We start from the raw sequence: 12,599 nt of genomic DNA on the forward strand, positions 1-12,599 counted from the left end.
CCCCCTCTAAGCCACTTTCCTTACTCTTCAATATTGAAACTAATATCAAGTGCTTTCACTGAATGTGTTAACGCTCCAAGTGAAATATAATCTACCCCTGTTTTTCCGTATTTTGATAAATCTTTAATTGTAATGCCCCCTGAAGCTTCTGTAACGATAGCGCTTGGTACAATTTTTGAAAACTCCCGGATTTCATCTGGCGTACGATTATCGAACATAATAATATCCGCACCAGCAGCAACAGCCTCTCTCACCTGTTCCTCAGTTTCTGTTTCTACTTCTACTTTCACCATATGTCCTAACTTTTCTTTCACTGATGTAACAGCTTTTGTAATAGAACCAGCAAACGCAATATGATTGTCTTTAATCATGACACCATCATATAAACCGAAGCGATGATTAAATCCACCGCCGCACACGACTCCATACTTATCAAACATACGTAGTCCTGGCATCGTTTTTCGTGTATCACAAATGCGAGTATGACTGCTATCTAAAGCAAGAACCGCTTTACGCGTCATCGTCGCTATTCCACTCATACGCTGAATAACGTTTAATATAACGCGCTCTGCTGTTAATAACGATGCGATTGGACCTTGCACTGTTGCAATAATTTCTCCTTTTTCTACAAGATCCCCATCTTTTTTATGAAGCTCTATTTCAATTCTCTCATCAATTAATTTAAATCCTGATTCAATTACTAAACATCCTGCAAAGACCCCTGTATCCTTCGCAAGAAACGTTCCTTTCGAAAGCAAGTTATCTGGAAAAATAAGCTGAGATGTTACATCTCTTTCTCCTATATCTTCTAAAAAAAATCGGTTTAATGCTTCTTTAACTTTTATCGTGTTCATAAAGCCCCTCTTCCCCTCATCACACAAGTTGTAATTTTCTCTTTACTCGAACAATCTCTTTCTTTCCTATATTTCTATCTGGATAATCACTCCGGTAATGCCCGCCAATACTTTCTTCTCTTTGCAAGGCTGACACAACTATAAGCTCACAAACCGTTAACATATTAATAAGTGTTATTTCTTCATTCGTAAGAACATCATGTTGTAATATCATATTTCGAACACCATACTTACTAAACCATCTCTTCGCATAAGATAAACTTTGCTCTGTTCGCACAATCCCAACATATTTCATCATGCATTTTTGTATTTCTTCTTTCGTCGGTAAATGATTCAGAACGATGAACTTTGCTTCCTTTTCAGCTAGCATGTTCACCTTTTCTTTTGTCTCTCTAGATAAAATGTGTCGTCCGATTCTTTTTCCAAACACAAGACCTTCTAATAATGAATTACTCGCTAATCTATTTGCACCATGAACTCCGTTACAAGCTACTTCACCGACTGCGTATAAGTTCGGAATAGACGTCTCTCCATCACAGTTCGTTTTCACGCCGCCCATGTGAAAATGAGTACCAGGCACGACTGGAATAAGTTTTTTATTTATATCGACTCCATTTGTTTTACATATCGATGACACGGTCGGAAAGCGTTGTTCAAAGTTTTGAATCATTTCGATGTTTAAGTACACTTTTTCACCCGCAAGTAGCTGTTCATGAATAGCCCGTGCGACTACATCACGAGGTGCTAGATCCTGTTCGGAATGTATATCCATCATAAAACGCTGCCCTTTTCCATTTATAAGGACAGCTCCTTCTCCGCGAACAGCTTCGGACACGAGGCCGGAACAACGCCCACCCGCGTATAACATCGTCGGATGAAATTGTATAAACTCTAAATCTACAAGCTCTCCGCCTGCACGGTACACCATTGCAAGTCCATCGCCTGTAATCGTCTCATCATTAGAAGTAAAGGCGTATAAACCGCCAATACCGCCTGAAGCTAACACCGTATAATCTGCATTGTAACGTTTCAATTCTCCTTTATTGTTGCGAGTTAAAGCCCCAACACATTTATCTTTTTCTATAATAAAATCGAGCACCATTTCCTGTTCCACTACCGTAACGTATGGAGCTACTTCTTGAATAAGATGCTCTAATAAATTCTTTCCTGTTGCATCGCCACCTGCATGTAAAATACGACGTTTTCGATGCGCTCCTTCTTTTCCAAGATGAGGACCTGTTTCATCCCCATCAAATTTCATTCCTCTTTCAATAAGGTTATTAATTTCTTTCGGTCCCTCCTCGACTAAATAACGGACCACTTCTTCATTGTTATAATGACAACCTGCTACTAATGTATCTTCAAAATGATCATTAGGATTGTCATAGGTAGCTACCGCTGCGGCAATTCCACCTTGAGCTAAATGTGTATTATTATTACGTTTCGTCTCCTTTGTGATAATAATCACATTCTTTTCGTGACAAATCTCTTTTGCAACACGAAGTGCCGCAACACCACTTCCAATAATTAAGACATCTGCACTTGGCATAATTGTTGCCTCCTACTTTACACTTTTCAACTGTCTTGACACCTATATTTACATAGTTTTAAAATAATGACAAGAGTTTTTTATAATTCTTATTTTCACTACCATTAAAAAAGTAAAAGAACTGTAACTCTTACTAGAGAGAGGAACTTACATGATGATATATCTTGACTATGCAGCTACTACACCTATGAGCGAGGAAGCATTACAATCATATATGAAAGCAGCGTCGCAATACTTCGGAAATGAACAAAGTTTACATGATATTGGAGGAACAGCTGCTTCTTTATTACAAGTTTGCCGAAAAACATTTGCGGAAATGATTGGAGGAAAAGAACAAGGAGTATTTTTCACAAGTGGCGGATCGGAATCAAACTATCTTGCGATCCAATCACTTCTAAATCCCCGAACTAAGAAGCATATTATTACGACACCTATGGAACATGCATCCATTCGAAGTTATTTTCAATCTCTAAAATCAAAAGGCTATACGATCACTGAAATTCCTGTTGATAAAAATGGACTCATTTGTTTAGTAGATTTAGAGGCAGCTATTACAGAAGATACTGTGCTAGCAAGTATACAGCATGGAAACTCTGAAATCGGAACCGTTCAAAACATTACAGAAATCGGGGCACTTTTAAAAAAATATAATGTTTTATTTCATACGGATTGTGTGCAAACGTTTGGTAAACTGCCTATCCATGTTTTTGAGATGGGGATTGATAGTCTTTCTGTTTCAGCACATAAAATATACGGACCAAAAGGTGTCGGCGCTTGCTACATAAATCCGCAATCGCGCTGGGAGCAAGTATTTCCGGGAACTTCTCACGAAAAGGGATTTCGCCCAGGTACAGTGAACGTTCCCGGCATCGCATCTTTTTTAACAGCTGCTGAAAATATATTAAAAACTCAATGGGAAGAAAGTTTACGTTTTAAAGAGTTACGCTCCTACTTTTTAGGGCAAATACAAACACTTCCGCTAGAAATTGAAGTAGAAGGTCATTCTACTTCTTGTTTACCACATATTGTTGGGGTTACAATAAAAGGAATAGAAGGTCAATATACTATGTTAGAATGTAATCGCCATGGTATCGCCATTTCCACCGGAAGTGCTTGCCAAGTCGGTAAACAAGAACCTTCGAAAACTATGCTTGCAATTGGAAAAACGTATGAAGAGGCCAAACAATATGTCCGCTTCTCTTTCGGACAACAAACAACGAAAGATCAAATTGATACTACTATTCATGCACTACACACAATTGGAAATCAATTTTATAGAGGTGTTAAATCATAATGAAACAAAATGACCAAAAAAAGATTTTAGGCGAAGAAAGACGACAGCTTATCCTTCAGTGGCTTCTCGCTGCAAATGAGCCGTTATCTGGGAATGAACTATCGAAGAAGACAAACGTAAGTAGACAAGTTATCGTGCAAGATATTTCCTTGCTTAAAGCACGAAACGAACCAATTATTGCGACTGCCCAAGGCTATTTATATTTAAAACCACAAGAGAAACAACAAGCTTTTGAACGCGTAATCGTATGCCAGCACAAACCAGCAGAAGTACGTCAAGAACTTACAATGCTTGTTGACCATGGCGTTACGATTAAAGATGTAAAAGTTGAGCATCCTGTATACGGCGACTTAACAGCATCAATTATGGTAAGTAATCGATTTGATGTAGAGCAATATTTACAAAAAATCGAAAACACAAATGCTTCCTATCTATCGCAACTAACAGACGGTATTCACTTACATACAATTGAAGCAGATTCTAAAGAAAAGTTAGATGCTGCTTGTGAGGCGTTAGATAAAGCAGGATTTCTCGTTTATTAATGTAAAGCACAGAGTTTTTTATCATCCTCTGTGCTTTTTTAATGCTATAATATTGTAATCAATCGTAAAGGAGATCAAACATGGGAATTGAACTCGTTCACTTTAGCATTGGCAAACCGAAACAAATGAAATATGGCGAAGATAAAGAAATGATAACAGGTATATGTAAAGATCCTACAGAAGAGGCCTTTCTCTCAAAAGACGGATTTCGTGGTGATGACGTAGCGGATTTAAAACATCACGGCGGTCCTGATCGAGCTGTTTGTGTATACCCACACGAGCATTACGCACTATGGGAAGAGGAATTTCAAACTACGCTACCAGCTTCCACATTTGGCGAAAACATTACCGTAACAAATATGTTAGAGCGTGATGTTTGCATCGGAGATACATATCAACTAGGTGGAGCAATCATTCAAGTGACACAAGCTCGCGTTCCTTGTAGCACTATTTCAAAACGCCTCGGTATTCCTGGCATACTGCTGCGTATTGTAGCAACTGGATTTACTGGCTACCTATGCCGTGTTCTTCAAGAAGGTACTGTACGTAAAGATTCTAAAATTACATTACTAGAACGTCAGCCGAGCAATGTTTCTGTTTTGTTCTCTAACGAAATTTATTTTCATAATAGAAAAGATAAAGATGGCATTGAAAAAATTCTTGCTGTTCCAGAACTAGCTGATATTTGGCGTGGTCAGTTAGAAGATCGTCTTGCGAAGTTAAAATAAAGAATCCCACCTTCTGCAGGTGGGATTTTATTAATCTATTAAAAAATATATTAGGCAATGAAATGATATTGACGATTAGACAAATACCAACATTCCATCTACATCTTACAACCAATAAGAAGAATAACTCCCCAGCACAGTAACAGAAAAACCGAGTGCTTCAAGTTCCATCGTTACGCCTGGCAATAATACGTCATCGTATGCTTTATCAACATCAATTAAGAAAAAGTAATTTCCAAGACCTGTTTTCATCGGACGCGATTCGATTTTTGATAAGTTTAATTTTCTCCATGCGAAAGCTGATAACACTTGATATAGGGCACCTGCATAATCTGCAGGTAACGTTATCATAAGCGTCGTTTTCTCTCCGCGATTCTCTCCGTTATTCGGGAGTACTGCTTTCTTTTTCTTATGGAGTACCAAGAAACGTGTGTGATTATTTTTATGCGTATGAATACTACGTCTCACAATTGTTAATCCGTATTTTTCTGCAGCCGCTTCATTTGCAATAGCGGCAATTTTCTCTTCAGGATGTTCTTTCACATATTGCGCAGCAGCACTTGTAGATGTCATATCTCGAACAGTTACTCCTTTTAATTCTTCATTTAAAAATTTATGGCACTGTGCAATGGCATGCGGATGAGAATGCACTGCATATACTTCATCCCACACTTCTGCATACTGCGGATGTACAAGTAAATGCTGCTGAATTGGTACTGTAATTTCTCCTACAATGGAAAGCGGCTGCTCATGTACAAGGTAATCAACCGTTATATTCACTGAACCTTCTATTGCATTTTCTAACGGTACAACTGCGAAGTCTACATTTTCATTTGCAGCTGCATCTATACAATCTGGAATCGTTCGATATGGTACATGCTCTGCTTCCGGAAAAAAACGACTCACCGCCATATTTGTAAATGTTGCTTCTGGTCCTAAATATCCTACTCGAATCATCGTCTTTTCCCCTCTTTTTCGTTTTCTTACTGTTATACCATACTTTTTTATATTCTTCTATGTAAATTTCGAATATTAAAAAAAAGACTAGCGTTCGCTAGTCTAAATGTTTCTTATATTCTCTTTGAGCGAAGAAGAAATAAATGATACATGCTGCGATATAAAACAGAATGAACAAACCTACTTTTCTTAATGATCCATCCATAAAAAGCGTATTATGAAACGTATATAACGCAACTGCACTATGCATACTCCCTACTATAATTGGCGCAAAAAATAGCATACATAATTGCCAACGAGAAATTTTCCATACTTCTTCCTTCGTCATTCCAAGTTTAGAGAGTGCACCATACTGCTTTCGGTCCGATGCAATATTATGGAACCATTTAAAATAAACGATACTACATGAAGTAAGAAAGAATAATATACTAATAAATGAGCCTACAAATAGAGTAATATCGCCGCCTTCTTTCATATTTACATACAACTCCATATTGCTTCGAAATGCATTATTATTATCTTGTTTCATATGTTTCCGTAAATCTTCATTTAATTTCTTCGTCTTTTCGATATTTGGTAATGTGTAGCCTCTATATATCATTTTTTCAGAATCAGGAACCTGATTTGCTATACTATCAAAATCTTCATCATTCATAACGAAGAACAGACCATTAATGTACGAAGGGTGATGGTTAAATTGAACCCCTTCTTTCTGACCGTTAAATACGAATTGATATGGTTGATTCATTACTTGCAATTCAATCTCTTTTTGATTATATACATTCGAATTATTGTATTTATTATAATAAACAAGTGTCACTGTACCTTTTTTAGGACGATACGTTTTCTGTTTTTGTTTCCTTGCTTCTTGGTTATATTCACTTTCTTTTATAAGCGGTACTATTGTTGTTTCTCCTTTACTAGACTGAAAGGATGCATACACTCCAACAAAACTCATATATTGAAAATCGTCATACCCATATTGATGCAGTAATTTTTCAACCGCACCTTCCTCAAAGACTTCATGAGTAGAAATACCTTTTTCTATGTACGAAAACGAGTGTACCCCTCCAGTTCGCCACATATCTTGCATGCTAGAAAAATATAAGAACACCGTACCTGTTGCTGTAACTACAAACGTCGTTGCCATAGACATCAGAAAGAAAAAGCGACCATTTTCCTTCATTCGATGTGACAATTGATTCACTATAAATAAATAAGGATATGTATACATAATCTTTTTATTTCTCTTTATTATTTCTAACACTTGGGTAGCTCCATGTGTAAAAGAAAAGTACGTTCCAAAAAAGACAAGTATAGACACAGGGAAAAAGTATATCGCTATCGTAGCCATCGTCACTTGTAGCGCCAATGCATACCCGCCCACTAAACAAGCAAAACCGAATAAACAGAGCCACTTTGATGTTTTCTTCTCTTTTTTATCTGTTCGAAATTCTTTCAATAACCGAATGATTTTTATATTCCATATACGTAAAGCACTTATAAAAGATAACAAAATAAAAACGACCATATATGTAATAAATGTTACACCAATCGCCCTTACGTCAAATATGACAGGGAGTTCTTTCGGAAGCCCCAGTAACATACTAAATACCATAAAAAAGAGCTTTAAAAATATCATACCAAGCCCAATACCGAAAATATTCGCGAAGACCCCGATTAAAATTTGCTCGGTCATAATCACTCCTATTACGTTAGACTTCGTTGCTCCCATTAACATATATAACCCTAATTCTTTCTTACGTGCTTCTATGAAAATAGAAGTAGAGTACAAAATAAATATGACGAAAAAAGAAATGATTATAACATTACATATGATAAGTCCCCAGCGTACGTTTTGATACCACATCGTCTCTTGCATATATGGATGCACAATGACAGACATATATGCGTAAGAAGCAAATATTGCAAAACAACTACTTAAGAAAAACACTTTATAATTACGCCAATTTCCTTTTATATTTTGCAGCGCTAGTTGCCGAATGTTCATCTATCGTCCTCCTGTAACTTACTACATAGGCAAAAAGCTAGAGGTTCCCCTAGCTTTTTACGTGTTTTAAATATCCTCTTTGCGCGATCATAAAGTAAATGGCAGAAGCTAAAATGTATGCTCCAATTACAAGCGCACCTGATTTCCATAAATTAATATAAAGCATTTTCCCTAACGTATGAAGAGCAAATCCACTATGAATGGAACCGATTAAAATTGGGATAAAGAAGATAACTCCCATTTGTCGAATCGCAATTTTGCGAATTTCTTTATCTGTCATACCAATTCTCTTTAACGATTTAAATTGAATACGATCTTGTTCTTTATCGTTAAACCATTTAAAGTATGTCATACTACAAGCGAAGAAGAAGAACAGTACCGCTACGAAGAAACCGATGAACATTGTAATTGCTCCACCTTCTCTTATATCCTTATACGCAAACACTGAATTTCTCAATTCCCCTTGCTTTTCTGGTACAATTTCATTTTTCAAATCTAATACAAGATTTTCTGTACTTTTCCAATCCTCAATATAATAACCGTAATATTTCGACTTTTCTTCATCTGGTACGAGTTTTGCATATTTCTCAAAATCTTGATCATTTACAATGAGATATTCACTATCATTAAAAACAGAATACTGCGTTGGATTATTTAATTGAACAGACTGCTTTTGTCCGTTAATTATAAATTCATACGGTTTCGTACGATCTATCTTCATCAGTTCATTTGACATATCAACCATAACCATCGTTGCACTACCTGGTGCATTATGAACTTCTGTAGGTTGCTCTCTCTTTTGTTTGCGCACTTCTGCATTATATTCTTTTTCTGAAATAATCGTCATCGGTACTTCATGTTCACTATTAAACAACGTTATTTTCTGTGTTGCCGGTAGTTTAACGTATGTTACTTTTCGCGCATCTTCAAACCCGTGTCTCTTCACAAGCTCCTGTACCTTTTCTTCATTAATAAGGTTATGCGTATTTAACCCCTTTTCCTCATATGAAATAGCATGTGGTGTAAGTTCTACCGTTTTCGCACTCATATTTTCAAAATATACGTACAGTGTACCCACCGCTGAAGATACTACCGCCGTAATGATAGAAATTACAAATAGAAAACGAGCATTATCTTTCATTTTATAAATAAGGTTGCTAAGGACGAACATATTTGGGTACGTATAAAAAGATTGCTTTCTTTTTTGTAATGCTTTTAATACAACTGTACTACCTTGTGTAAATAGTAAATACGTTCCGCCAATTGTCAGTCCCACCACCGGTAAAAAAAGGATGAGGAAATTCAGAAACGTTACTTGGAAGCTAAGTACATATGCAACAATAATACATCCTATACCAACTACACATAACCATGTAAATGCAAACGGCTCTACTTTTTGCTTTCTTGCCTCTCTTAATAAATCAATAATTTGCAAGCGTCCTACTGTCCAAACACTAAACAATGATAGGATTAAAAATAGAATAAAGTATACACCAGCTGTAATAAGAACTGCTTTACTATTCCAAACAAGTGGAAGTGTCTTATCTATTTTTAATAATACGCTTAACGCTTGGAAAAATAATTTTGAACAAAGCATCCCAACCCCAATACCAACTACAATTGCAATACTACCTAACATCAGTTGCTCTAATATAATCATTCGGCCGAGCTGCGATTTCGTTCCGCCTATTAATGTTAGTAGACCAAACTCTTTTTTTCTTGCTCGTAAAAACGTTGAATTTGCATATAAAATAAAGAGTGCCGAGAAGATGACCACAATATAATTCATCGATTCTAATCCTTTTGTGATCATCTTTCTCATACTAATATTACCGCTTACGACATCTGGATGATAAATAAAAGAAGCATACATGAAAAATACGACAATCGATAAACAACTACTTATAAGAAACGCTTTATAGTTACGCCAATTTCCTTTTACGTTATTAAGCGCGAGCTGGCGAAAGTTCATGATATTCTCCTCCTAGCATCGCAAGTACGTCCAGGATTTCTTGGAAAAAGGCTTGTTTCGTTCTTCCTTTATGTATTTCCGAGAAAATTTCTCCATCGCGTATGAAAAGGATACGTTCACAATAACTAGCCGCTACTGGATCGTGCGTAACCATTGCAATCGTTACTTTCTTTTGCTCGTGTAAATCTTGCAGAGCGCCCATTAGCGATTTTGCTGACTTCGAGTCTAAGTTTCCAGTTGGCTCATCTGCTAAAATTAACGTCGGTTCATGAATGATTGCTCTCGCTGCTGCTGCACGTTGTTGTTGTCCCCCAGATACTTCGTATACTTTTTTATTTAAAATTTCTTCGATGTTTAAAAACTTCGCAATTTCTAGTACTTTCGCATCGATTTCATTTACAGATTTCTTCGCCATTACAAGTGGTAAAATAATGTTTTCTTTAATGGATAACGTATCAAGTAAATTAAAATCTTGGAAGATGAACCCTAAATGTGTACGGCGAAACTCCGCTAATTTTGCAGCACGCATTTGATTAATTTCTTCACCATTTACAAGCACATGACCTGAAGTTTGCTTATCAATTGTTGCTAATAAATTTAAAAGCGTCGTTTTCCCACTTCCTGAAGGACCCATAATCCCTACAAATTCGCCTTCTTCTATTTTAAAATTTATATCGTTTAAAGCAGTCGTCGCTACTGAACCTTTTGATTGGTACACCTTCGTTAATCCTTTTACTTCAAGAACACTCATTTCTAATCCCCCTACGTGTTTTCTTCTTACATTTACTATAAGAAAAATAAGAAAAAGAAACGAGTGATTTCCCTTACAAAACGTTTTGTTATCTTACAGTTTTGTCATTTTTCTCATCAATGTATGATATTCTTCATCTTTTGCAAATTGGAACGTGAATGTTGTCCCTTCTCCTTCAGCCGATTGGACATACATTCCATGATGTAAATTATCGCAAATTTCCTTCGTAATATATAAGCCCATCCCAGTCGCTTCTCTCGTTTTACGTCCATTTATTCCCGTAAAAAATGGATCAAATATGCGCTTTACGTCTTGCTCTGGAATACCAATTCCATTGTCCTTAATATGTAATAACACCTTTTGATTTTTCTCTTCAATTTGAAATTGAATTTCTTTTTTCTCTGCCGCTGAAATTTTTGTATACTTGATTGCGTTTACAACAATTTGACCTATAGCAATACTCAGCCATTTTCTATCAGATGCAACCATACAAGTATCTTCTTCAAACATCACTTTCGGAAATACAGACGATTGAATAAAGGATTTCCGATTTTCATTAATAATACCTCGCACGACATCTATAACATTTACTACTTCTATCTTATAATCTTTCGCAAACTGCTCTAGTCTTGCCATATGTAACGCTAAATCTAAACCATTTAGTATACGGTTATTTTCTTCACGAATACTTTCAACTGTTGCTCTTGCCTCACGATGCTCTTTGCCAAACTTTTGCAGCAATAATTCAATAACAGATACTGGTGTTTTCATTTGGTGAATCCATTGGTTCATAAATATCATTTGCTGTTGCTCTTTCGCATGCTGTTTATGAACTTCATTCATATATTGCTGTCTTAATAACGTAAAAGATTCAACGACCATTTCTTGCTCTGATGTATAAGATCCATCAATAAGTAAAGAGTCATGTAATGTATTTCCATCAGTAACATACTTTTCGATCCTCTTTAAAAACACACTCCGTTTTCGGTAATCGTAAATGAGGTATACAGTAAACACAACTGTTCCTAATAAAAGTCCATATAACCACGTACTCCAATCAATGGATTTCTTTTCTAAAAGACTTTGCAGCTGTAAAACGAGCCCAAATAAACAAAGGCTAACAATATAAGAAAGAATTAAAGAAAAGCGGCCCATAAGGTAATTTTTAACCTTCATGCCCTTCGCCCCACTCCGTAAAAAGCGCATAACCATATCCACGTTTCGTTACAATTGCATTTTTAATGCCTAACTCCTCTAGTTTCTTCCTTACACGTTTTACATTTACGGTTAATGTATTATCATCCACAAATGCTACTTCATCCCATAGAGCTTCTAACAGTTCTTCGCGCGTTACATATTGATTCACCTGTTTCATTAAACACTCTAATAAGTAAAACTCATTTTTTGTCAGTTCAGTTTGTTGTCCTTGCCACTCAACAATATGCTGAGACGGGAATAACAACAGTCCATTTACACCTAAACAATCACTCTCAGCGGCAGAAGCATACTCTCCGTAACCACGGCGAAGTGCACTCTTCACCTTTGCCATTACGATATCTAAATGGAATGGCTTCGTAATATAATCATCGCCGCCATTTTCAATCGCCATTACTTGATCCATTTCTCCTGTTCTTGCAGAAACAAAAATAATTGGTGCATTCGATACAGTACGAATTTGACGACACCAATAAAAACCGTCAAAGTACGGTAAATTAATATCAAGTAACACGAGATGAGGATTCACTTTTACAAACTCATCTTTTATTTGACGTAAATCACTTGCTCTAAATGATTGATAGCCATACCTTTCTAAATGCTCTTCTAATATTCCCGCGATTTTCTCATCATCTTCTACAATTAATATTTTATACATGTTCGTTTTCTCCCCATAAAAAAATTCTTCTAAAACCACTCCCCTTTTTATTATAAATTGAAAATTTA

The 12,599-nt window shown here is 36.2% G+C and carries 11 protein-coding genes; 3 read left to right on the forward strand and 8 right to left on the reverse strand.

Annotated features, from left to right (window positions below):
• Window positions 1–20 precede the first annotated feature (20 nt).
• Both nadC and nadB read right to left on the reverse strand, forming a co-directional pair.
• Window positions 21–854, reverse strand: a complete 834-nt coding sequence (gene nadC / locus ACS2CR_RS18165) for a carboxylating nicotinate-nucleotide diphosphorylase (protein ID WP_001092208.1) — start codon at window positions 852–854, stop codon at window positions 21–23.
• A 19-nt stretch (window positions 855–873) separates the two neighbouring features.
• Complete coding sequence (nadB, locus tag ACS2CR_RS18170; RefSeq protein ID WP_016111794.1) at window positions 874–2,403, reverse strand: L-aspartate oxidase; 1,530 nt, start codon at window positions 2,401–2,403, stop codon at window positions 874–876.
• 151 nt (window positions 2,404–2,554) lie between these two features.
• Here nadB and ACS2CR_RS18175 point away from each other — a divergent pair, with 151 nt between their 5' ends.
• The 3 genes from ACS2CR_RS18175 (at window position 2,555) to ACS2CR_RS18185 (ending at window position 4,967) form a co-directional block, all read left to right on the forward strand.
• Window positions 2,555–3,697, forward strand: a complete 1,143-nt coding sequence (locus ACS2CR_RS18175) for an IscS subfamily cysteine desulfurase (RefSeq protein ID WP_053512754.1) — start codon at window positions 2,555–2,557, stop codon at window positions 3,695–3,697.
• The gene (locus ACS2CR_RS18180) at window positions 3,697–4,239 is read left to right on the forward strand and encodes a transcription repressor NadR (RefSeq protein ID WP_000812240.1); all 543 of its coding nucleotides are present in this window, start codon (window positions 3,697–3,699) and stop codon (window positions 4,237–4,239) included. Before ACS2CR_RS18175 ends, ACS2CR_RS18180 begins: the two co-directional genes overlap by 1 nt.
• Before the next feature lie 80 nt (window positions 4,240–4,319).
• A complete protein-coding gene (locus ACS2CR_RS18185; protein ID WP_053512753.1) occupies window positions 4,320–4,967 on the forward strand; it encodes an MOSC domain-containing protein in 648 nt (215 codons plus the stop codon).
• Between the two features lie 105 nt (window positions 4,968–5,072).
• Here ACS2CR_RS18185 and pheA read toward each other — a convergent pair whose 3' ends face one another.
• The 6 genes from pheA to ACS2CR_RS18215 all read right to left on the reverse strand — a co-directional run bounded on the left by pheA (window position 5,073) and on the right by ACS2CR_RS18215 (window position 12,531).
• Entirely contained in the window at window positions 5,073–5,924 is an 852-nt protein-coding gene (pheA, locus tag ACS2CR_RS18190; protein WP_000621701.1) for a prephenate dehydratase, read from the reverse strand.
• Between the two features lie 97 nt (window positions 5,925–6,021).
• Window positions 6,022–7,935, reverse strand: coding sequence for an ABC transporter permease (locus tag ACS2CR_RS18195; protein ID WP_016111797.1), 1,914 nt, complete (start codon window positions 7,933–7,935; stop codon window positions 6,022–6,024).
• A 49-nt stretch (window positions 7,936–7,984) separates the two neighbouring features.
• Window positions 7,985–9,907 (reverse strand): ABC transporter permease, encoded by a 1,923-nt coding sequence (locus ACS2CR_RS18200; RefSeq protein ID WP_053512752.1) that lies wholly within the window; start codon window positions 9,905–9,907, stop codon window positions 7,985–7,987.
• Window positions 9,882–10,658, reverse strand: a complete 777-nt coding sequence (locus ACS2CR_RS18205; RefSeq protein ID WP_000114529.1) for an ABC transporter ATP-binding protein — start codon at window positions 10,656–10,658, stop codon at window positions 9,882–9,884. Before ACS2CR_RS18205 ends, ACS2CR_RS18200 begins: the two co-directional genes overlap by 26 nt.
• Window positions 10,659–10,751: 93 nt before the next feature.
• On the reverse strand, window positions 10,752–11,834 hold the full coding sequence (locus ACS2CR_RS18210) for a HAMP domain-containing histidine kinase (RefSeq protein WP_053512751.1): 1,083 nt from the start codon (window positions 11,832–11,834) through the stop codon (window positions 10,752–10,754).
• Window positions 11,824–12,531, reverse strand: coding sequence for a response regulator transcription factor (locus ACS2CR_RS18215; protein WP_001986640.1), 708 nt, complete (start codon window positions 12,529–12,531; stop codon window positions 11,824–11,826). Before ACS2CR_RS18215 ends, ACS2CR_RS18210 begins: the two co-directional genes overlap by 11 nt.
• Window positions 12,532–12,599 lie beyond the last annotated feature (68 nt).

The organism is Bacillus cereus group sp. BceL291, assembly GCF_051776705.1.
GTDB lineage: Bacteria > Bacillota > Bacilli > Bacillales > Bacillaceae_G > Bacillus_A > Bacillus_A cereus.